Origin of the sequence: Bartonella sp. 1-1C, from assembly GCF_002810325.1 — a bacterium.
In the GTDB taxonomy this organism is placed as follows: Bacteria; Pseudomonadota; Alphaproteobacteria; order Rhizobiales; family Rhizobiaceae; genus Bartonella; species Bartonella rochalimae.
This window is the reverse complement of record NZ_CP019489.1, coordinates 1,143,823-1,164,686: the sequence shown is the minus strand read 5'-3', so window position 1 is coordinate 1,164,686 and position 20,864 is coordinate 1,143,823. Positions and strand designations below refer to the sequence as shown.

Below are 20,864 nucleotides of genomic sequence, written 5' to 3'. Positions count from 1 at the left end.
AGTGCAATGAAGAAATAAGTATCATTGATTAATAAAGTAATAACTATGTATACAGAGACACTTGTGTTATGTTTATTCAGTGTTTTCTGGTGTAAATTCATTGATTTATATGTAAGTGACTGATCTATATAATGAAATTCTGGAAGGAAAGTCCATGAATATGAAAAAGAATATATTTAAAGTGAGTTGTTTTTTTGTTTCTGTTCTTGCATCTATGAGCATTTCTGAGCAAAAAACACTAGCAAAAACACCTGTTGATACGTTTGTAATGGCTTGGAATCTTGATGCAATTAAAACGTTTGATCCAGCACAAATCAGTGATGTTTATAGTCATGAAATTATTCTCAATGTTTGCTCTAGCTTGGCTGATTCTTCTCCCAATGATGCAACTAAAATTGTTCCTAGTTTAGCAAAGAGTTGGGATGTTTCAGGTGAGAATAATACAGTAATTACTTTTCATTTGCGCGATGATTTGAAGTTTGCTGATGGTCGATCTGCTAATGCTCATGATTTTGTTTGGAGTATGAAACGGATTATTGAATTAGATATGGCAGGTGCAACAGCATTTAAAGAGTATGGTATTACCAAACAAACATTTGATGGTGCTATTCAAGCGCTCGATGAAAAAACTGTTGTGATGAAATTTGATAAGCCATATCCAGCGGAGCTCATTCTTAATAGTATTGCTGCTAATCGTGTTGCTCTTTTGCTTGATCGTGAAACAATTCTGAAACACGAAAAGAATGGTGATATGGGAAGCCAATATCTAGCGACTCATTCAGCTTGTGTTGGACCCTATCAGTTAATCAATTGGCATGCAGGAGAAGCGGTGTTGTTGGGTGCTAATCCTCATTATTGGGGGGAAAAACCGAAACTTAAAAAAATTCTGATCCGCCATGTTGCTGAGCCAAGTACACAACGTTTGTTACTAGAAAAAAAAGATGTTGATGTAGCTCGTGATTTGACGGTTGAGATTTTAGAAGATCTTCAAGAAAAAACAGATATTAAGGTTGAAAAAGTATTGCAGTCAGCCATGTTTTATTGGGGATTTAATATGACACATCCTATTTTATCCAATGAAAAAGTGCGTTTGGCTTTGCGTTATCTGATTGATTATGAAGGGCTTGGTAAAACAGTGTTGAAAGGTACTGGTATTCCTCGTGCTAGTTTTATGCCTATCGGAAGTTTAGGTGCTTTAAATGAAAAAGAAGGACTGCCTTTTAAGCTTGATCTTGAAAAAGCTAAGCAGCTTCTAACTGAGGCAGGGTATCCAAATGGATTTGAAATAAGTGTTCTTATAGGAGCTTCTAATTCTTTGCAGATTGTTCAATCCATTCAAGATAATGCAGCAAAGGTTGGTATTCGTCTGAACATTAAGCGTCTCGCAGGAACACAGCTTTTTTCAAAAGCTTATGCACGTGCTTTTGAAACAATTATTTTGGGATGGAATAGTGAATCTGTAGATCCTCATACAACAGCTTCACGGGTTGTTTACAACCCTGATAATCGGTTTGAAGCTAAAAATACAGCTTATCCTAGTTGGCAACATGGGTATTTTGATGAAGAGATGAATCAAAAAGTTCAAGACGCTTTGTTTGAAAAAGATCAAGAAAAACGGGCACAAAGATATGTTGATTTACAAAACGACTTTATGCAAAAAGGACCTTATGCTTTTCTGTATCAGAAATATAATGTTGTAGCCATCTCCCCTGTTATTAAAAAATGGAGTTGGAATGGTGCATCGCGCATTTTCTATCATACAATTGAAAAATAGATGTATATTGGATTATGCGATGTATAAAGGATAAGTAATTCGAGAAATCGAATATAAAGTATATTTCTCTATACATAACATAGGAAAATAAAAATAAGGTGCTGTTTTATAATTGAACAGTCATCATCGATTTTTGTTTGGAAGGGTGGATACAATACAAAATGCAAACAGAATGGCTGTATAAGAAAATGTTTAAGAGAATTTATGCTTTATTAAGATCAATTGTTTTTTTTAGTGGATTAATACCAATAATGTTGCATGCATCTCCTAAAAATACATTGGTGATGGCATGGAGTATTGATTCGATTACCAGTTTTGATCCAGCACAATCTGTAGAAGTTGTAACGAGTGAGTTATTGACGAATATTTGCAGTGCATTAGTACAGTATGATCCACATAACTCTACAGAAATTCAGCCTGCTATGGCCAAATCTTGGGATGTTTTGGATGGCGGGAAAAAAATTGTTTTTCATCTTCGTGATGATTTAAAATTTGATGACGGAAAATTAGCGACTGCACAAGATCTTGCTTGGTCAATGCAACGGGTTGTTAAATTAGGATTGAGTTATGCTCAATCTTTAAAAGATTATGGATTTACTGAAGATAATGTTGAAACAAAGATCCAAGCTCTTGATGCTAAAACTTTACAAATGCAATTTGATAAACTTTATCCTTTACGTCTTATATTGACTGTAATTGGACAATCTTATGCTTCTGCTTTGCTGAATCGGCAGAAACTCGAAATGCATGCTGTTAATGATGATATGGGAAATAAATATTTAACTACTCATTCAGCTTGTGTTGGTCCCTATAAATTAGTGCGTTGGGTTCCCGGAGAACGCGTTGTTTTAGAGGCAACACAACATTATTGGGGAGAAGCACCGAAGATTGAGCGGATTTTAATACTTCATGTGGCTGAATCTGCAAGTCAGAGATTCCTTTTGGAAAAGGGTGTTGTAGATATATCCCGTGATCTCTCTTCAGAAGATATATTGGATATTGAGAAACAAGAAGGACCTCTTGCAATTCATCGTGTTTTGCGTCCACAATCTGTTTATCTTTCATTGAATAATAAGAATGTAATTTTTGCCAATGAAAAAGTGCGTTTGGCATTTCGTTATCTAGTTGATTATGATATGCTTGGTAAAACTGTTTTAAAAGGAATTGCTATCCCTCGTGCAAGTTATATGCCCTTGGGAATACCAGGTGCTTTAGATGAAAAAGAGGGTGTGCCATTTAAGTTGGATTTGAAAAAAGCAAAACAGTTAATTAAAGAGGCAGGCTATGTAAATGGCTTTAAGACCAATCTTTTAATTGGCAGTTTGTCCTATATGTCATCTGTTGCACAGATTATTCAAGAAAATGCTCGTAAAATTGGGATTGAACTTTCCATTGAAAAAATGTCACAAGCTCAATTATTAAATCGTGTTCGTGGTGGAAATTATGATATTGCTATTATGAGTTGGAATACAGCTGACCCTGATGGGCATGCATCTTCATGGCATCATGTTTTTAATCCTGATCCGACATTTACTAAACCGTATAATATGCATTTGGCTTGGCGGGCTGGATATTATGATGCAAAGGCAAATAAAATGGTGATGGATGCTTTATTTGAAGAGGATAAAAGTAAACGCTTCGAGCAATATCGAGAACTACAAAATTATATTTTAAATCACGGTCCTATGGCTTATTTATTCCAAACATATTATACTATTGGAGTAGGCTCTGCAGTGAAAAAATGGGTCTGGAATAGTTTCAGGCTTTATTATAATAAAGCTGAAAAATATATGCAATCAAATGATGAACGAAGTCATATGTAATGTATGGTTAAAATTTGTTTGGCTGTAGGGCAAGAAATATCGCTAAACTTATGTTTCATAAGTCGGTAGGGAAATATTATGATAACTTCATCATTGTCAAAAACAGATATAGCAGCATCGCCGAATCAGAAAAATTTCTATATATCGGCCTTTTTTTTCAAAATTTTTAAACTTTTTATTTCGGTATTTGTTACGTTAATTGGCTTAATAACCATTACTTTTTTTATTGGTCGCCTTCTTCCTTTAGATCCTGTTATTGCTATTCTTGGAGATAATATCAGTCAAGAAGCTTACGATAAAATGTTCTATCGTTTGGGCCTTGATAAGCCATTGATCATTCAATATTGGACCTATCTTCAAAATATTTTTTTGTTTGATTTTGGAGATTCTTTGATTTCAGGGCGTCCTATTTTAGAAGATATCATGCATGTATTTCCTCCAACGCTGGAATTAGCAACAGTTGCTATTATTATTGGTACAAGCTTTGGTATTCCATTTGGTATCATTGCAGCAATGTATCGTAATTCACCCATTGATTATTTTGTACGTCTTTTTACACTGTGTGTTTATTCAACGCCAACTTTTTGGCTTGGATTGATGGCATTATTGGTATTTTACAATAAGCTTGATTGGATTGGTGGTCCAGGACGTATTGATTTTATTTATGAATATTCTTTTGAAGTTAAAACAGGATTTTTCCTTTTGGATACTGCAATGCAAGGGCAATGGGAAGCTTTTGGCAATGTTTTCAGTCATATTATTATGCCTGCTTTAATTCTAGCTTTTGGTGCTATGGCTTATATTAGTCGAATGACGCGTGGATTTATGATCGAACAACTCAATCAAGAATATATTATTACTGCACGTGTTAAAGGATTATCATGGCGACAAACAGTTTGGAAGCATGCTTTTCGCAATGCCGCTGTTCAGATTATTACTGTTGTTGGACTTTCTTATGCTTTTTTATTAGAAGGTGCTGTGTTAACAGAAACTGTTTTTGCTTGGCCTGGATTTGGACGTTATTTAACGAGTGCACTTTTGGCAGGTGATATGAATGCGGTTGTAGCTTGTACACTACTTATAGGGTGCTTTTTTATTGTTATTAATTTACTCTCTGATTTATTTTATAATATTTTCGATCCAAGGACACGTTAAATTATGGCAATATTGCACAAAAATGAACCCCAATTAAAACATTGGTCAAATGAGCCTGTTCCACAGTCAGTTATTCAGGCAAATATACAAAAATTTTATCATTCGTTAATCCGATTTTTTCGTAATATTTCTGCTTTATTAGGTTTTATTATTATTTTTTCTATTATTGTATGTGCGATTTTTGCACCTTGGATTGCTACCCATGATGTTGTAAGCAATGATCTTGCTCATCGACTTCTTCCACCATCTTCATCGCATTATTTAGGAACAGATGAATTAGGACGTGATATTTTTAGTCGCTTAATTTTTGGTATGCGTATTACCCTTTATATTGTTTTTCTAACTACGATTATTGTGGCACCTATAGGACTCATTGTAGGGACAACAGCCGGTTATATAGGAGGATGGGTTGATACTATTTTGATGCGTATTGTTGATATTTTTCTTGCTTTTCCAAGTTTGATTTTAGCACTTGCTTTTTCGGCTGCTTTAGGACCAGGTATTGAAAATGCTGCAATTGCGATTTCAATTGCAGCATGGCCACCAATTGCACGTTTAGCGCGTGCTGAAACATTGACAATACGCTTATCTGATTATGTTTCTGCTGTTCGTCTACAGGGAGCATCTTCTTTTCGAATTATTCTATTCCATATTGCACCGATGTGTATTCCCTCGGTAATTGTGCGGTTAACGTTGAATATGTCTGCGATTATTTTAACGGCTGCCGGTCTTGGTTTTTTAGGATTAGGCGCTCAGCCACCTAGTCCTGAATGGGGAGCTATGCTTTCAACTGGTCGTGAATTTATGATGACAAGTTGGTGGTTGGCGGCAGTTCCCGGTTGTGCAATATTGCTTACGAGCCTAGGTTTTAATCTTTTAGGTGATGGACTTCGTGATATATTGGACCCGCGCAATGAGTAAAAAATTATTAGAGATAGAAGATTTACACATTTCATTTCCTGTAACGGGTGGTATTTCAGATGTTGTGCGCGGTGTTAGCTTTTCTGCTGGGAGAGAAAAAATTGGAATTGTTGGAGAATCTGGATCCGGAAAATCAATGACTGGGCGTGCGATTTTAAAACTAAATCCGAAGTCAGCAATCGTTAAAGCTAAAAAAATGCGTTTTGATGATATAGATTTATTATCTGCGAATGAGTCTCAGATGCGTACTATTCGGGGAAAACGTATTGCAATGATTTTACAAGATCCAAAATATTCGCTTAATCCGTTAATGCGAATTGGGGATCAGATCATAGAAGCTTACCGTGTTCATTATCGTGTTTCAAAAATTGATGCGTGGAATCAGACAATTTCTATGCTCGAATCTGTTCATATTCGTAATCCTGAACATGTTATGCGGTTATTTCCTCATGAAATATCAGGTGGAATGGGACAGCGGGTTATGATTGCTATGATGCTTATTTCAAAACCTGATTTAGTCATTGCTGATGAGCCAACATCCGCACTTGATATCACAGTTAGATCTCAGGTTTTAACGGTGCTGGATGAGCTTGTAACAAAATCTGGAATGGGACTTATTTTCATTAGTCATGATTTGAATATGATTGCTAATTTTTGTGATCGTGTTTTGGTTATGTATGCTGGTCGTATCTTGGAAGAATTGTCAGCATCTGATTTATCTCGTGCACGTCATCCCTATACAAAAGCTTTGTTGGCAAGTTTGCCACGGCTTGATAATCCAGTTGATGTTTTAGCTGTTCCTGAGCGAGATCCTAGTTGGTTAGATGGACCTGCAATTGTTCATGGTGTTGAAAGAGATTAGTATGACCAATTATGAAAATATTGTTGACGTTTCTGATTTATTTGTAACCTTTGGACGTGGTTATCGAGCAACGCCAGTTGTGAAAAATGTTAATTTTCATATTAAGCGTGGTGAAGCTTATGGTTTGATTGGTGAATCAGGGTGTGGGAAATCAACTATTTTGAATGCATTAGTTGGATTAGTTCCCTGTTCTAGTGGACAGGTCATTTTTGATGGAAAAGAAGTACCGCAGAAAAAAGACAAGGCTTTTCTACGTCGTATTCAAATGGTCTTTCAAGATCCTTATGCATCGCTTCATCCAAGAAAAATGATTTATACTGCTCTTTCTGAAGCTCTCTCCATCCATAACATGGATAATAAAGAAGAACGGATACAGAATATTTTGGATTCTGTTGGTTTAGGTTCTTCATTTTTTTATCGTTATCCACATGAGTTATCTGGAGGTCAACGTCAGCGTGTTGCTCTTGCTCGTGCTTTGATTATTGAACCAACGGTTTTATTACTTGATGAACCAACATCTGCATTGGATGTATCTGTGCAGGCTGAAATTTTAAATTTACTAAAATCATTACGGCAAGAAAAACGTTTGACTTATTTAATGGTTTCTCATGATCTTGCTGTTATTGCACACATATGCGACCGTGCCGGGATTATGCACAAAGGTGTAATTATTGAAGAGTTAAGCAATAACGATTTGCGTCATTTACATGCAAAAGATGACTATACAAAGATGTTTTTTAAATCCAGTATTGAGGCTATTGTTCATAGAGAGGAGAGAGCATTATAAGTATTATGAGGAGACCAACTCCCTTTTTTTAGATAGCCTTTTTCAAAACTAGGTATTAAAAAAAATATAGGGTAAAAAATTAATTTAAATGATAAGGTTATGTGCTGTGTATATGATTATTACATGACTTCATTATAAATCCGAGCAAACAATTCTAAATAACGCGTATTATTCTTTGTATTAATACTGCTTTTAATCATTTTATTATAAAAATTGAAAATAAAAAGATGCAGAAAAATAATAATTCATTTTTCTATATAATTACATTAAGTCCTTGAGTGATTAAAGAATAGTATTGCTATAGAATTTATATATTTTTTATTGCATTCTATTCATTGATTATAAAAAATTATTTATAATAATTTAGCAAAATTAATTGGAGTTATATAATAAAAAATTTTAAAAAATATCATAAAATAAACATCGGTAGCGGAGGAGGGATTCGAACCCCCGACACAAGGATTATGATTCCTCTGCTCTAACCTACTGAGCTACTCCGCCAAAATAGATAAATCTGATTAAGTCATTTTATCTTTTGCGGATACTAAGAGGTAGAATAGTAAGATGTCAAGCATCGTTTTTAAGCTTTTCTCTTGTTATTCTGTTTCATCCCAGATATGGAATGAATTGAAAGTATAAATTTTATATAATTGACAGAATAAGGCATAAAAAATGGCGCCACGTGTAGCGGTTTTAGGGTGCGGTTATTGGGGTAAAAATCATATACAGACCCTTCAAACTCTTGGAGTTTTAGCAGCAGTTTCTGATACTGATGCTGATTGCGCTGCACATTTTGCAAATACGTATGGTGTTATAGCTATTACACCTGATGAGCTTTTTACTCATAAAGATATTGATGCACTTGTTCTAGCTTTACCCCCACAATTTCATACAGAAAATGCGCTACGGGCTCTTAAAAGTGGTAAGGATGTTTTGGTTGAAAAACCAATTGCTTTGAATGTAGCTGATGCTGAACTTCAAGTTCGGATTGCTCACGAATATGGGCGGATTTTTATGGTAGGTCATATTTTGCGTTTTCATCCTGCTTTTGAAAAATTATGTGAATTAATAGAGCAAAAGGTATTAGGGGATATCCGTTATATTCATTCTCATCGGTTAGGGTTTGGTAAATTTCATACACAAAGCAGTGCTTTATGGGATCTTGCTCCTCATGATCTTTCAATGATTTTAGCTTTGACAAAATGTGAACCTTCTCATGTGCACGGAGAAGGATCTGCTGTAATTAACCAGCTTTCTGATTTCGCGCATATTCATATGACATTTCCCAATGGTATACGCAGTCACCTCTTTACTTCACGTCTTAGTCCTTATTGTGAAAGGCGCTTAACAGTTGTTGGTACAAAGGCTATGCTTGTATTCGATGATATGGAAGCGTGGAATCGTAAATTAGCATTGCACCATTTTTCTGTTTGGCAAGAGAATAAAAAATGGATTTCTAAGGTTGATAAAATAAATTATATTGATGTTTGTGAAGGTTTACCGCTTACGTACGAATTACAGCATTTTCTAAATTGTGTTGAGACGCGTCAATCGCCTCGTACAAATGGGAAAGATGCTATCGCTATTTTAAGAGTTTTAACTGCAGCTAGTGTCGATCATTATGAGTAAAAGATAAAGTATGCTTTCCTATTATTATGATTATCAATGGAGTTAATATGCAATTCATTGACCTTGGAGCGCAGCGTGCGCGCATCGAAGATAAAATTAATGCTGCAATTGCGCATGTTGTAGCCAGTGGTCAGTATATTTTAGGACCGAAAGTAACAGAATTTGAAGAGAAGTTAGCAGACTATCTTGGCGTTAAACATGTTATTGCTTGCGCTAATGGAACAGATGCATTGATGATGCCTCTTATGGCTAAAAATATTGGTCTAGGTGATGCTGTCTTTTGTCCCAGCTTTACTTTTTCTGCAACGGCAGAGGTTGCAGCTTTGGTAGGAGCAGAGCCTGTATTCGTTGATGTAAGATCCGATACATTCAATATTGATGTTGATAAACTTTGTGAAGCAATCGAAATGATTAAAAAAGAGGGACGTCTTAAACCAAAGGCTATTATTGCTGTTGATTTATTTGGACTTCCTGCTGACTATAGTCAAATTTCTCTAGTGGCTGAGAAAGAAAATCTTTTTGTTATTGAAGATACTGCTCAATCAATAGGTGGTAAAAGTAATCATATTATGTGTGGCGCTTTTGGTGACGTTGCAGCAACAAGTTTTTATCCAGCAAAACCTTTAGGGTGTTATGGTGACGGGGGTGCTATGATGACCAATGATGATGATATGGCGGCCCTTTTACGTTCAATATTGTTTCATGGTAAAGGTAAAACGCAATATGACAATGTGCGTATTGGCATGAATTCACGATTAGATACAATTCAAGCCGCGATTTTGTTAGAAAAGCTTGTTATTTTTGAAGATGAGATAGAAAAACGTGCAGCAATTGCTCAACGTTATTCTGAGAATTTAAAGGATATTGTAACAGTTCCAAAAGTGGAAGAAAATGTTCGTTGTGCTTATGCACAATACACTATTAAGGTAAAAAATCGTGATCAGTTAAAAGCTTATTTACAAAAAAATGGCGTCCCTACAATGATTTATTATAGTACTCCATTACATTTACAACCAGCTTATAAAAATTTTTCCTATGTAAAGGATTCTCTTTCTATTTCTGAGTATTTGGGAAGTTGTGTTTTAAGTTTACCTATGTATCCTTATTTATCTCAAAGCGATCAAGATAAGATTATTCAATGTATAAGAGATTTTTATAGCGCGTAAAATCTATAAAAGAATCGCACTATTTATGAAATATTGTATACTGTAAGGCCTTGATTAATTTGGTTTACATCATTTTTCATATCTATTAATGATTTCATAAATGCTTTCACTTATAACGCTGATGTTAAATGAATTATAAAAGTTGAGAATATAACCCTATTTATAGAAAAAGAAACTGCAGATATTCATGCCAGTATAAAGAAAAACATATTATACTAATATTTTGATCATATTGTATATCCTAAAAGACTGTAAGAAACTTTAAAATAAGAAAAAATCATTAAAGAAATACGCTATTTTACAGATGAAACTTGAATAATAAAAGTTTATCATTTGCAAATTAGCTATTGTTGACAGTGTGAATTCATAATAACAAAGTTTTTATGGCATTTATATTAATCCATTATGTTCGTTGTTGATCTTTCAGTTATCGGCTTATTAAAAACGTCTTTTATTGTTTAGCTGTAATTAATTTTCAGGGAGGAGAGTTTTTTTAGTATTAGTAATTTTTTTGCGAATATAAGATGCAAGGTCGTTTTTGTTTTTAGAGCCTTTAATTAACTTATGAATAGATGAGTCTTTACCCTCTTTCACAGCGATATGAGCAGTTATCGTGGCTGCTAATTCTTTTGTTTCTTCACATAATTCATGCAGTAATTGATCTTTAGTAGTAGTATCAAGCTCATCGATTTGAATATTTTTTAAGCGTTTTTTATAATGTGCTATTTTCTCGTGCATAGCTTTAATTTCCTTTATGGAAGTATTTGTTGCAAAAACATTATTTTTTCTCTCTACCGATTCTGCTTGAGAAGAGAGAAGGGATGTGGACTGCGGTGGAAAATATGAAGAGCAAAGCTGTTCTTTTTGGAGGCTAAGTTGTATTTTTAGTTGAGCATATTTTTTTTGTAAAGAATCATATTTTTGTGCATGACGCGCCAATTCTACGGCATGCTGGGCACAAAGAAAGTTTTGGTTTGCTTGTATTTCAATAAGTGATAACGGAATTTTTGCAGAAACAGATTTGTATGCAAAATGAAGAATTTTACGCCAAATGAGAGGGGAAATCAGCACTAATAACCAAGAAATGGTTGCAATTCCGAGAATAAAAAAAAGAATTGATTGAATAAACATAATACCTCTTTTCAGTCAGAGTGTTAAAATGGGTTCCATGTTGGTGTGGGTGTTAATTTTAAATATCCCATATTGATGCCAAGCCTTGCGCCAATGCCTGTGCGTATCGGAATTAACAGAGTATTATCCCGTTTAAGAACATGAAAGCCAACTCCTGCAATTAAATAGGCCGAACCTGAAATACCTCCATAGCGTCCCCATAAATTATTTATCTTATTAAGATCATAAACTAAGATCATTAAACGGGATCCTTGACCCCCAAAGTCCCATCCTACAGAAGGTCCTTGCCAAAAAACTTTATGCTGACCATAATTTTTTGTGAAGATTTTTCCTTCACCATAAGTTAATCCGGCAAAAAAAGCTCCAGATGCTTCTTCTCCTAAAATATAAGCACTTGGATGTCCATGTCGTGAAAAAATTTTTTCAATTGCAGTGGCTATGCTTCCTGCTGTTTTCCCAAAAAAATTATGACCAGAAGAAATAATTTCTTGCAACGAGAAATTTTGATCATTTTCTTCTATTGGTGCGAGTTGGGCATTTGCAATATTTGTTATTATGAATAAAAGCGATGCAAAAAGTACAATATTCATATACCAACGTGATAAAGGAGAGTGTGTCATGGGATTTTTCCCTTTTAATTTTAAGTTAATTTATACACAAATAGAATTATAATGTTTATCCAATAGATAGAAAATAAGGCATAAAGTTATTTAAATTCTTAAATTTATTCTTAAAAAAAGATTTTAATGTGATTGTTCAATTTCTGTACATGCATTAGGTGTTAAGAGTTGCAGTTGAAAAATATTCAGAATTGAGGAGCTATATAAATATGACATTAGCTATTTCTTTGAAGTCTACTGATTTGGCTGCTTTGCTTTGTAGTCGTATTTGCCACGATTTAATTTCTCCTATTGGTGCTATTCAAAATGCTATGGAACTTTATGATGAGGGAAATGCTGATGAAGATGTTTTACAATTGGTGCGTTTATCTGTTGCAAATGCTTCTGCACGTTTACAATTTGCGCGGTTGGCTTTTGGTGCTATAGGAGGGGTAGAGGACAAAATAGATACGATTTTTGCTGAACAAGTGTCTCAACAATATATGAAAGAAGAAAAAGCAATTTTGAAATGGCAGGCTGCTTCTTTTCTTCTACCGAAAGATGAAATTAAACTTTTGCTTAATTTATTATTGATTGCAAATGCAACCGTTTCTCAAGGGGGTGAAATAGGTGTTGTAATTTTACAAAATACAGATCAACGTTTATTTCGATTCGACATTCGTGGTAAAATATTACGTGTTCCTTCCCATTTTATTGAATTATATAATGGGAAAATGCCGGAGGAGCTAATTGATGCACGTATTGCTCAGTTCTATTATACGATATTACTTGCTGAGATAACAGCTATGAAAATAATTATACACGAAACCAGTGACTGCATTACCTTGGAATGTATAAAGAAACTCTGAATAAGCTAAAATTTTTCACTATATTAGAAAAAATAGCTGAGATGCTATTTAATGAATGATAATTATAGGATTTTTATTGATGGATAACAAAAAAATCTCAGCATATAATATCCGAGATTTTAAGAGTTATGATTTTTATTACTTAAGCAGTTTTTCGTATATTTTCTTCAACTGGATCACGTAATACGTAACCACGCCCCCAAACTGTATCAATATAATTGATGCCAGAAGATACTGCATCCAATTTTTTCCGCAGTTTGCAGATAAAGACATCAATAATTTTGAGTTCAGGTTCGTCCATGCCACCATAGAGATGATTGAGAAACATTTCCTTAGTAAGTGTAGTACCCTTGCGTAAAGATAGAAGCTCTAGCATTTGGTATTCTTTCCCTGTTAGATGGACAGGATGACCTGCAATTTCAACTGTTTTAGCATCGAGATTAACAGTAAGATCGCCAGTGATGATAACTGATTGTGCATGACCTTTAGAACGACGTACAACAGCGTGAATACGCGCAATTAATTCATCTTTGTGGAAAGGTTTAGTCATGTAATCATCAGCACCAAAACCAAAACCACGAACTTTATCTTCAATACCTCCCATACCAGAAAGGATAAGCACAGGAGTCTTTATTTTTTCTAACCTTAGAGTCCGTAAGACTTCATAGCCTGACATATCAGGAAGATTCAGATCAAGCAAAATGATATCATAATCATAGAGCTTACCTAGATCGATACCTTCTTCACCCAGATCAGTAATGTAAACATTAAAATTTTCTGATTTTAGCATCAATTCGATGCTTTTAGTAGTTGTTTTATCATCTTCAATTAATAATACGCGCATTTCATTCCCTCATCTGGCTCCTCCCGAATCAAGTGGAGCATTTTTATTTCATAACAGTTAGTAAAATGACTGTTCATAAAAAATAATTCAAAAAATCAAACACTTAATATTTAAGTGCTTATGAATAGCTCAGCAGTACGCGTAACAATTGCCGCTGTTTCCCCCACTATCTTAGATAGTGGTTAACAAAATATTTTTATTTTTGAAAGAGGTTAATAAAATTATTTTAGAAAAATTTCATGTTTTAAAAATTTGATAGGATAATCAGTGCTATATTTTATTAATTTGTGACGTAAAAGTTTTATAATTTACTGTTTTAAAATTTTTATATTTATTTACCGAGATTTAAGTTTCTTTGATTTAATAAGAGCATAATGTGAAGAAAAAGTTAGTACTTTTAAAATAAGACTTCGTTCACAGTAGTTTAAAAATATTAAAGAAATTTAAATTAAAAATTACTTTTTGTTTTCGATGAAAAGAGTGAAAATAAAGGTATAGAGGGTATATGTGAGCACTAATTTGAGTTTTTGTGTAGTTTAAGGAGTATGGGGTATGAAATCACGGCAGAATATGGTGCAATTAAAGATGTTTCAAGTGCGAGAGAAGCGTCGTGAAATTGCACAGCTTGAAATGATGATTACAGAATTTGAACGAATGGTATTAGAACTCGAAGAACAAATTGTTAATGAAGAGCGTAGATCCGGAAATAATGACATTCATCATTTCGCTTATTCAGCTTTTGCTCGTGCAGCACGACAGAGGCGTGATAATCTCACAGATTCAATTCGTGGCTTAAAGTTGCAGGAAACAAATGCTAAAATTGCCTTAAAAGAAATTGATACAGAGCTTCAACGTGCGCAAATTATTGAAAAGAATGAGGATAAGACAGCAACAGATGATCATCATACTTTTGTCCAACTCCATTCAATGGTTGGGTAGTTAAAATTCCAGATTCTATATAGATTTTTAATTTTTATATACTGAAAGAAAAATAAGCCAAGCTTTTTTAAGCTGGGCTTATTTTGAAATAAAATTTTGAATCGACATCATTATTTAATGCCTATATTGTTGAGTTTTAGTTGTCCGTAATCCAGCTAAACCGTGTTCATCAATCGAACTTTGCCATGAAAGAAATTCTTCTATAGTCAAAGTGTAGCGTTGACATGCTTCATCCAAACTTAACAATCCACCTCTAACAGCTGCAACAACTTCAGCTTTGCGTCGGATAACCCAGCGCTTTGTTGTTATAGGTGGTAAGTCGGTGATGGTGAGTGGACTTCCATCCGGACCAATAACATATTTTATTTGTGTTTTTATCAAATCAGTCATTGTATTTTCTACTGTAATATTTAAGACCTAGAGATCTTAATATAATGCATGAGTTTTAAAAAAGAACTAAACTTGTTAAAAGAAAAAATTAATAAAATCATTTGCAGATATTATAAATAAAACAATATGTTATAGTATTTATAGTAATTTTTTATGAAAGAACCTCTATTTTAATTGATTGTTTTTTACTTTAAGCTCCTTCTTTGACAGTCTGATATCACTCGTTAGTTGTAGGGAAGACAAAAAAATAATATAAACGGATCATATTGCATATATTTAGCAGGTATTTTAAAAAATAGAGAGTGAATGTATGTTTTTAAATAGTCTTGATTTGCCAGGGCATCCTAAAAATTCTCGTGTTGTTGTTGCGATGTCTGGAGGAGTTGATTCGTCAGTTGTTGCGGGCCTCTTAAAAAAAGAAGGTTATGATGTAGTAGGGATCACGTTACAATTATATGATCATGGCGCTGCAACACATCGTGTAGGGGCTTGTTGTGCAGGACAAGATATTGAAGACGCGCGTCGTGTAGCGGAAACTTTAGGTGTGCCTCATTATATACTGGATTATGAAGAACGGTTTCGCGAGGCTGTTATTAATCCTTTTGCAGAAAGCTATGCGCATGGAGAAACACCCATTCCATGTGTCTCTTGCAATCAAACTGTTAAATTTTCTGATTTGTTAACAACTGCATATGAGTTAGGTGCAGATGCTTTAGCAACAGGCCATTACATTCGCAGTCGTGTTCATGGTGCACATCGAGCATTATTTCGTTCTCTTGATGCTGATCGTGATCAGAGTTATTTTTTATTTGCTACAACACAAGAGCAAATTGATTATTTACGCTTTCCATTAGGTGATCTTTCAAAAGAGCGTGTGCGCGAAATAGCAACCGAAATGGGTTTAGTTGTTGCCAATAAACACGATAGCCAAGATATTTGCTTCGTTCCACAAGGAAAATATTCTGATATTATTACAAAGTTACGTCCAGAGGCTGCAAATCCTGGAGTTATTGTGCATATTGATGGGCAAATTTTGGGAGAACATTCAGGAATTGTTAATTATACTATTGGCCAGCGTCGTGGAATTGGTGTCTCAACTGGTGAAGCACTTTACGTCATTTATCTTGATGTAGAAAATGCGTGTGTTATTGTTGGTCCGCGTGAGATGTTGGAAACGCGTAAACTTTTTTTACGTGATGTGAATTGGCTTGGTGATGAACAGTTAGATAATTTTCCTCTTGACGGTATTGAGGTCGCAGTAAAGGTTCGTTCAACGCGTCCTCCACGTTCAGCGCGTTTACATTATAAACAAGGGTCGTTTTTTGTTGATTTGTTGGAAAGTGAGAGTGGTGTAGCACCAGGTCAAGCCTGCGTTCTTTATAATGATAATAGTCATGAAGCACGTATTCTTGGAGGTGGATTTATTACATGTGCAGAACGTGCCGCTGACACTGAAAAAATGTTGAAGAGAGTTTTATGTAATTTGAAAATGAAAACTTCCTCCTTTTTCAAAGGTGAAACATCCTTTGTATGTAAATAAATGTATAAGATAAACAGGATATCGTTTGATAATTTATTTTAAATATGAATGTGTTAATTCAATTTATCGAAATCAGCAAAATGTGCGAGGGTAAGACCTGATACTGTAGCAAGGTTGATACTATCAAATCCATAAGCCATAGGAATCCGCAAAGTCTCTGATTTTTGGAGAATATGTGTTGGTAAATCATTCCCTTCTATTCCAAAAATAAGTGCTGTGTGTTTTGTTGCTTTTGCATCTTTAAGATAGCAGGTAGCAGAAGGGGAAAGCGTGTAAAGCTCAAAATTCGCATCACTTAAAGCTGTTATAATGCTCTCAATATCATCTCCTCGTGTATAGGGTACGCTTAGAGCTGCTCCAGCAGAAGCTCTGATTGATTTTCTATAAAGAGGATCACAACATGTTTTATCAAGGATAATACCAGTGCTCGCAAAAGCCGCTGCATTACGAAAAATAGCTCCCATACTCTCATAATTAGAGATGCCACATAAAACTGAAATCAAAGCTTTTTCTGGAAGATTTTGTAAAAACTTTTTTAATGATGGGAGTTTTTTACGTTCCCCAATGCCAAGCATACCACGATGAACATGAAAACCAGCAATATCATCCATGATTTTTTGCGGAACACAATAAATAGGGCATGTTGGTTTTGTTTCTTTTAAAATGGGCATAATACTTAAAAGCCGTGCCGCAACAACAAGCAATGATAAGGTAGAAAATTCTTTTGAATGCAACAATGATGATAATATCGTTTTTCCTTCGGCAACAAATTGATGCTGTCGTCCAACGAGATCTTTTTCACGAATATTACGGTAAGCTTCCAAACATGGATCATCGGCTTCGTGAATTGTGGTGATATTCAGAATCATATAAAATCTTTAACATTATTTTTTTTAAATCACTAGGTATTGAATAGAGAGATAAAAAACATTATTTTTAACTTTAAAGTAGAATATTATTGACAATATACAACTATTGATATATAAAACGTATACCGAGTGTGGCAAATATATTGTTTTCATATCGGGTACAGGATCTTAGGTCCCCGCTATTTCCTAAGCCTGTAAATCCTTATTAAAAGGAAAAAGAACCTGGGTTCCCAATGCCCAGGTTCTTTATTTTTATATTAGGAAATGTTTATTCAAACTTATTTTCTTCTATTTCAGGGGTGATTTTAACAATTATTTTTCTGTAAAATTATTTATAGTGGTTGTTGCATTTAAAAGTATAAGAGAAAAACTGGATTGAAATTCTTAGTTTTTTGTATTTTTTGATGTCTATTCATGCCATAAGAGTAGTGTAGGCAATGTATTAGGATAGCCGTATTTAAGTATAAAAGTTGTTCATTTTAGTTAAAGGTAATAGAGAGAAAGCTGTTTAATAAGCTATTAATAGTCAGATTAATTGTATTTGATGTCTGGAGAAAATCAACTTTTGATAAGTATTATCTGAACCACTTTTTTATAAAGTAATATGTATCAGAACTGTGGAAAAGTGACGGTAAATTATAAAAATTAGTTTTATTTTCTCTCAATATTTCTTTTTATTTTAAGAGAGTGTTGGAAGATATATTAAAAATATTATTGCTCATTATAATAAAAAGATCATTGAGTTATGGATACAAAAATACAGATACAAAGATTGACTATATTGTCTATTGGAGTGGCTTGTATTGTATTTTCTTTGAAATATTGGGCTTATTATATTACGAATTCAGTTGCCCTTTATTCTGATGTATTAGAATCTATTGTAAATATCCTTGCCGCTTTAGCGGCGTGGTGGGCAGTTAAAATAAGTATGAAGCCTGCTGATCAAGATCACCCTTTTGGACATCATAAGGCAGAGTATTTTTCTGCTTTTCTTGAAGGTGTATTTATCATTATTGCGGCAATTTTTATTTTAAGAGAAGCATGGCTAGCATTCATAACAGTTGAAGCACCAAAAAAACCTGGAATATGGCTTTGTCCTTATTTAGCAGCATGTATTATCAATTTTTTTTGGGGATGGCTTCTTATTCGGCAAGGAAAAATTCACCGTTCTCCTGCTCTTAAAGCTGATGGAGTCCATTTAATGACAGATGTTTTAACTTCATTTGGCATTTTAATTGGGTTGGTTTCTGCATTTATAACTGAATGGGCTGTTATAGATCCAATTTTGGCAGTAATTGTCGCTATTAATATTCTTTTGCAAGGAGGTAAGGTAATTTATAATGCTATTCAGGGACTTATGGATGTTGGAGTTGAATTAAATGAAACGATGCGGATTCGTAATCTTATTTCAGTTAGTGCATGTGGTGCAATTGAAATCCATGATTTAAGAACGCGTGTTGCTGGTAGAGTTACTTTTATAGAGTTTCATTTAGTTGTACCAACTGACATGCAAGTAGGAGAGGCACACCAGATTTGTAACAATATTGAGAATGCACTTGAAGCGGAATTTAAGAATGTTCGTGTTACTATTCATATAGAACCTGAAAATGAAGCCAAATTACATCTTGGCACAGCGTTTGTTCCTTTTGTGTAAGATTTGATTGTGTTATCAATAGAGCGACTCTCAAAGAGGGTGTGGATATATGCTATGTTTATTGATATTTTTCTATGATTTTAAGAGGCATTGCAGAAACACACAATTTTTTTTAAAAGGTATAACAAGAAAATTATTTCGAATATTTCTACAATGATACTGAATTTCAGATTTATTATTGTATTTGGAATCAATAACAGTTTTCACCAAAGAGATTATGAATTGTTTCTTTTCGAAGGAAAATACTTTAAATTGTTACTGCTTATTTCAAGGAAGATAAACAGAAAGATAGCGATTTTAAATTTCTTTTTTGTTTGTATTTTGAATTTCTCCATCCTTATGAACAGCATCACTGACCATAATCTCTATAAATTAGTGAATGAGGCTAGTTAGTTTATGTGTTCCTATTGCTTAATGTTGAGTTATATTTTTGATTATTTTCTTTATTCAGAATTTACTCAAGAGAAATTTTATACAAGAGCTAATTATTATAAAATAGTATATTTTCGTAAAGAACTTTTTGTTTTTCGAAATATTAAAGATCAATTTTTTCAATACATGCTATTTTATTATTATGATTAATAATACCATAGCGCTGCAATTGGCAGTGCCATTGATGATGCAAATATTTAATAGCAAATAAGTTAAAACTTGCAGGGGGCTTTTTACTTCCGAAAGATTGTGAGGCTGAAGAAACACCAACAACAGGAATCTTGCTTATTTTTTCTTCAATAATATTCAACGTAGGTAAATGAGTATGACCATGGAGAATAAGTTCGCAACCATGGTGTTTAACCACTTCTAGAAAACGCTCTATACCCCATAACTTTTTATACCAAGAAGTAGCATGGTGAAAAGGAGGGTGATGAATCATCACAACACGAAAGAAACCCTGTTTTGCTGCTTCATTTAAGAACTGGGATAAAATTTTTGCTTGTTTCTTACCAAAGTAGCCCGAAGCTTGAAAAGGTGGTGTGGCAATAGCTGAAGAAGCGCCTATAATCGCTATATTATTACGAATACGCATATAAGGGAAAGGATTTTTTTGTGAGAAATCACTTTTAATCCAAGGTTGGAAGTAAGTACAGGCTTTTTGAAATGCTCCACGAACATAAGCATCGTGATTTCCAAATGTTAGGGAAATATTTTCAGGATTATTTTGAGCAAGTAACCAGTTGCGAGCTTGCGTAAATTCTTTATCCAAAGAAAGATTAACGAGATCACCAGAAATAACAATATGGTCAGGCTTTTTTTGTTTCAATGCGTGCATTAACGTTTCTAAAGCATCTGACTTCATTTGATTGTTACGTTTTTTTTTCCAATTCAGATATCCAGTTAGACGCTTCCCGCAAAGTTCCCATAAGGAAGGCTGTGGTAAGGGTGAAAGATGTACATCTGATATATGAGCAAGATAAAACATAGACGTTAGCATAGCGTTGAAAAAAAATTAGGCAATAAAAAATAGGCAAGGTAATCCAGTTGATTGTTACAGATAATAGATAATTGAACAGTTCATTAAGGATATTAGACAGATTTTTGAATATTGATTGTGATAGAACAAAATGCAAAATAAACGGTTGCTAGGAGGAGACAATATTCTATGAAAAATAAGCGAGAAAATCAAAGCGTTTAAAATAAAACCATTTGGTATTTTTGACTACATATGAATTTTTCTAATTATTCTTCATGACAGATACATCATTTTTTTCTCAGTCTTTTTTTCTGCAACTTGTAATGCAATTAATTATTGTTCTGAAACAATGGAATATGAGGGTCCGATTGAAAAAATTAAGCAGATAATTTGGGGCTCTGGTCCATTTTACGTGTGCAAGTTATTTGCTAAAAGAAGATGGAAAACATGATTATCAACTTTCTTTTGTAGTTTGCAGTAGAGATTTTGTTATTGGTTTAG

18 protein-coding genes and 1 tRNA gene are annotated in these 20,864 nt (G+C 34.0%); 12 read left to right on the top strand and 7 right to left on the bottom strand.

The features are described 5' to 3' along the window. Positions 1–154 precede the first annotated feature (154 nt). The 6 genes from B11cv2_RS05170 to B11cv2_RS05145 all read left to right on the top strand — a co-directional run bounded on the left by B11cv2_RS05170 (position 155) and on the right by B11cv2_RS05145 (position 7,322). Positions 155–1,774, top strand: a complete 1,620-nt coding sequence (locus B11cv2_RS05170) for an ABC transporter substrate-binding protein (RefSeq protein WP_100693618.1) — start codon at positions 155–157, stop codon at positions 1,772–1,774. Positions 1,775–1,962: 188 nt separating this feature from the next. Further along, positions 1,963–3,597 (top strand): ABC transporter substrate-binding protein, encoded by a 1,635-nt coding sequence (locus tag B11cv2_RS05165; RefSeq protein WP_100693969.1) that lies wholly within the window; start codon positions 1,963–1,965, stop codon positions 3,595–3,597. 78 nt (positions 3,598–3,675) lie between these two features. After that, the gene (locus B11cv2_RS05160; protein ID WP_371410311.1) at positions 3,676–4,752 is read left to right on the top strand and encodes an ABC transporter permease; all 1,077 of its coding nucleotides are present in this window, start codon (positions 3,676–3,678) and stop codon (positions 4,750–4,752) included. A gap of 3 nt (positions 4,753–4,755) precedes the next feature. Next, positions 4,756–5,673: an ABC transporter permease gene (locus tag B11cv2_RS05155; protein ID WP_100693617.1), complete on the top strand. Its 918-nt coding sequence runs from the start codon at positions 4,756–4,758 to the stop codon at positions 5,671–5,673. Continuing rightward, positions 5,666–6,535: an ABC transporter ATP-binding protein gene (locus B11cv2_RS05150; RefSeq protein WP_100693616.1), complete on the top strand. Its 870-nt coding sequence runs from the start codon at positions 5,666–5,668 to the stop codon at positions 6,533–6,535. The genes B11cv2_RS05155 and B11cv2_RS05150 overlap by 8 nt, the downstream gene beginning before the upstream one ends. A 1-nt stretch (position 6,536) precedes the next feature. Further along, positions 6,537–7,322: an ABC transporter ATP-binding protein gene (locus tag B11cv2_RS05145; protein WP_100693615.1), complete on the top strand. Its 786-nt coding sequence runs from the start codon at positions 6,537–6,539 to the stop codon at positions 7,320–7,322. A 427-nt stretch (positions 7,323–7,749) separates the two neighbouring features. On the opposite strand, the gene B11cv2_RS05140 is transcribed toward B11cv2_RS05145, so the two are convergent. Further along, positions 7,750–7,823: transfer RNA gene (locus B11cv2_RS05140), tRNA-Met, on the bottom strand. 171 nt (positions 7,824–7,994) lie between these two features. On the opposite strand from B11cv2_RS05140, the gene B11cv2_RS05135 reads away from it, so the two are divergent. Together B11cv2_RS05135 and B11cv2_RS05130 are read left to right on the top strand one after the other, a co-directional pair. Beyond that, positions 7,995–8,951 (top strand): Gfo/Idh/MocA family protein, encoded by a 957-nt coding sequence (locus B11cv2_RS05135; protein WP_100693614.1) that lies wholly within the window; start codon positions 7,995–7,997, stop codon positions 8,949–8,951. A 47-nt stretch (positions 8,952–8,998) separates the two neighbouring features. Further along, on the top strand, positions 8,999–10,117 hold the full coding sequence (locus B11cv2_RS05130; protein WP_100693613.1) for a DegT/DnrJ/EryC1/StrS aminotransferase family protein: 1,119 nt from the start codon (positions 8,999–9,001) through the stop codon (positions 10,115–10,117). Between the two features lie 468 nt (positions 10,118–10,585). Here the strand turns inward: B11cv2_RS05130 and B11cv2_RS05125 are convergent, their stop codons facing one another. Beyond that, the gene (locus B11cv2_RS05125; RefSeq protein ID WP_100693612.1) at positions 10,586–11,248 is read right to left on the bottom strand and encodes a hypothetical protein; all 663 of its coding nucleotides are present in this window, start codon (positions 11,246–11,248) and stop codon (positions 10,586–10,588) included. Positions 11,249–11,271: 23 nt separating this feature from the next. After that, a complete protein-coding gene (locus B11cv2_RS05120; RefSeq protein ID WP_100693611.1) occupies positions 11,272–11,868 on the bottom strand; it encodes a DUF1134 domain-containing protein in 597 nt (198 codons plus the stop codon). A 209-nt stretch (positions 11,869–12,077) separates the two neighbouring features. Here B11cv2_RS05120 and chpT point away from each other — a divergent pair, with 209 nt between their 5' ends. Continuing rightward, positions 12,078–12,716 (top strand): histidine phosphotransferase ChpT, encoded by a 639-nt coding sequence (gene chpT, locus B11cv2_RS05115; protein WP_100693610.1) that lies wholly within the window; start codon positions 12,078–12,080, stop codon positions 12,714–12,716. Positions 12,717–12,858: 142 nt separating this feature from the next. On the opposite strand, the gene ctrA is transcribed toward chpT, so the two are convergent. Further along, on the bottom strand, positions 12,859–13,560 hold the full coding sequence (ctrA, locus tag B11cv2_RS05110; protein WP_100693609.1) for a response regulator transcription factor CtrA: 702 nt from the start codon (positions 13,558–13,560) through the stop codon (positions 12,859–12,861). A gap of 552 nt (positions 13,561–14,112) precedes the next feature. On the opposite strand from ctrA, the gene B11cv2_RS05105 reads away from it, so the two are divergent. Continuing rightward, positions 14,113–14,499, top strand: coding sequence for a flagellar export protein FliJ (locus tag B11cv2_RS05105; RefSeq protein WP_100693608.1), 387 nt, complete (start codon positions 14,113–14,115; stop codon positions 14,497–14,499). A gap of 114 nt (positions 14,500–14,613) precedes the next feature. Here the strand turns inward: B11cv2_RS05105 and B11cv2_RS05100 are convergent, their stop codons facing one another. Next, positions 14,614–14,889, bottom strand: a complete 276-nt coding sequence (locus B11cv2_RS05100) for a DUF1153 domain-containing protein (protein ID WP_100693607.1) — start codon at positions 14,887–14,889, stop codon at positions 14,614–14,616. 310 nt (positions 14,890–15,199) lie between these two features. On the opposite strand from B11cv2_RS05100, the gene mnmA reads away from it, so the two are divergent. Beyond that, the gene (mnmA, locus tag B11cv2_RS05095) at positions 15,200–16,429 is read left to right on the top strand and encodes a tRNA 2-thiouridine(34) synthase MnmA (RefSeq protein ID WP_100693606.1); all 1,230 of its coding nucleotides are present in this window, start codon (positions 15,200–15,202) and stop codon (positions 16,427–16,429) included. Between the two features lie 53 nt (positions 16,430–16,482). Here the strand turns inward: mnmA and B11cv2_RS05090 are convergent, their stop codons facing one another. After that, complete coding sequence (locus tag B11cv2_RS05090; RefSeq protein ID WP_100693605.1) at positions 16,483–17,298, bottom strand: RNA methyltransferase; 816 nt, start codon at positions 17,296–17,298, stop codon at positions 16,483–16,485. 745 nt (positions 17,299–18,043) lie between these two features. Between B11cv2_RS05090 and B11cv2_RS05085 the strand changes: the two genes are divergently transcribed. Beyond that, positions 18,044–18,952: a cation diffusion facilitator family transporter gene (locus B11cv2_RS05085; protein ID WP_100693604.1), complete on the top strand. Its 909-nt coding sequence runs from the start codon at positions 18,044–18,046 to the stop codon at positions 18,950–18,952. A 535-nt stretch (positions 18,953–19,487) separates the two neighbouring features. Here the strand turns inward: B11cv2_RS05085 and B11cv2_RS05080 are convergent. Next, the gene (locus B11cv2_RS05080) at positions 19,488–20,384 is read right to left on the bottom strand and encodes a metallophosphoesterase (RefSeq protein ID WP_100693603.1); all 897 of its coding nucleotides are present in this window, start codon (positions 20,382–20,384) and stop codon (positions 19,488–19,490) included. Positions 20,385–20,864 lie beyond the last annotated feature (480 nt).

Excerpts from the sequence above, each read along its gene's own strand:
- B11cv2_RS05170 (WP_100693618.1), top strand. The coding sequence starts at position 155 with ATGAATATGAAAAAGAATATATTTAAAGTGAGTTGTTTTTTTGTTTCT.
- B11cv2_RS05165 (WP_100693969.1), top strand. The coding sequence starts at position 1,963 with ATGTTTAAGAGAATTTATGCTTTATTAAGATCAATTGTTTTTTTTAGT.
- B11cv2_RS05160 (WP_371410311.1), top strand. The coding sequence starts at position 3,676 with ATGATAACTTCATCATTGTCAAAAACAGATATAGCAGCATCGCCGAAT.
- B11cv2_RS05155 (WP_100693617.1), top strand. The coding sequence starts at position 4,756 with ATGGCAATATTGCACAAAAATGAACCCCAATTAAAACATTGGTCAAAT.
- B11cv2_RS05150 (WP_100693616.1), top strand. The coding sequence starts at position 5,666 with ATGAGTAAAAAATTATTAGAGATAGAAGATTTACACATTTCATTTCCT.
- B11cv2_RS05145 (WP_100693615.1), top strand. The coding sequence starts at position 6,537 with ATGACCAATTATGAAAATATTGTTGACGTTTCTGATTTATTTGTAACC.
- B11cv2_RS05135 (WP_100693614.1), top strand. The coding sequence starts at position 7,995 with ATGGCGCCACGTGTAGCGGTTTTAGGGTGCGGTTATTGGGGTAAAAAT.
- B11cv2_RS05130 (WP_100693613.1), top strand. The coding sequence starts at position 8,999 with ATGCAATTCATTGACCTTGGAGCGCAGCGTGCGCGCATCGAAGATAAA.
- B11cv2_RS05125 (WP_100693612.1), bottom strand. The coding sequence starts at position 11,248 with ATGTTTATTCAATCAATTCTTTTTTTTATTCTCGGAATTGCAACCATT.
- B11cv2_RS05120 (WP_100693611.1), bottom strand. The coding sequence starts at position 11,868 with ATGACACACTCTCCTTTATCACGTTGGTATATGAATATTGTACTTTTT.
- chpT (WP_100693610.1), top strand. The coding sequence starts at position 12,078 with ATGACATTAGCTATTTCTTTGAAGTCTACTGATTTGGCTGCTTTGCTT.
- ctrA (WP_100693609.1), bottom strand. The coding sequence starts at position 13,560 with ATGCGCGTATTATTAATTGAAGATGATAAAACAACTACTAAAAGCATC.
- B11cv2_RS05105 (WP_100693608.1), top strand. The coding sequence starts at position 14,113 with ATGAAATCACGGCAGAATATGGTGCAATTAAAGATGTTTCAAGTGCGA.
- B11cv2_RS05100 (WP_100693607.1), bottom strand. The coding sequence starts at position 14,889 with ATGACTGATTTGATAAAAACACAAATAAAATATGTTATTGGTCCGGAT.
- mnmA (WP_100693606.1), top strand. The coding sequence starts at position 15,200 with ATGTTTTTAAATAGTCTTGATTTGCCAGGGCATCCTAAAAATTCTCGT.
- B11cv2_RS05090 (WP_100693605.1), bottom strand. The coding sequence starts at position 17,298 with ATGATTCTGAATATCACCACAATTCACGAAGCCGATGATCCATGTTTG.
- B11cv2_RS05085 (WP_100693604.1), top strand. The coding sequence starts at position 18,044 with ATGGATACAAAAATACAGATACAAAGATTGACTATATTGTCTATTGGA.
- B11cv2_RS05080 (WP_100693603.1), bottom strand. The coding sequence starts at position 20,384 with ATGCTAACGTCTATGTTTTATCTTGCTCATATATCAGATGTACATCTT.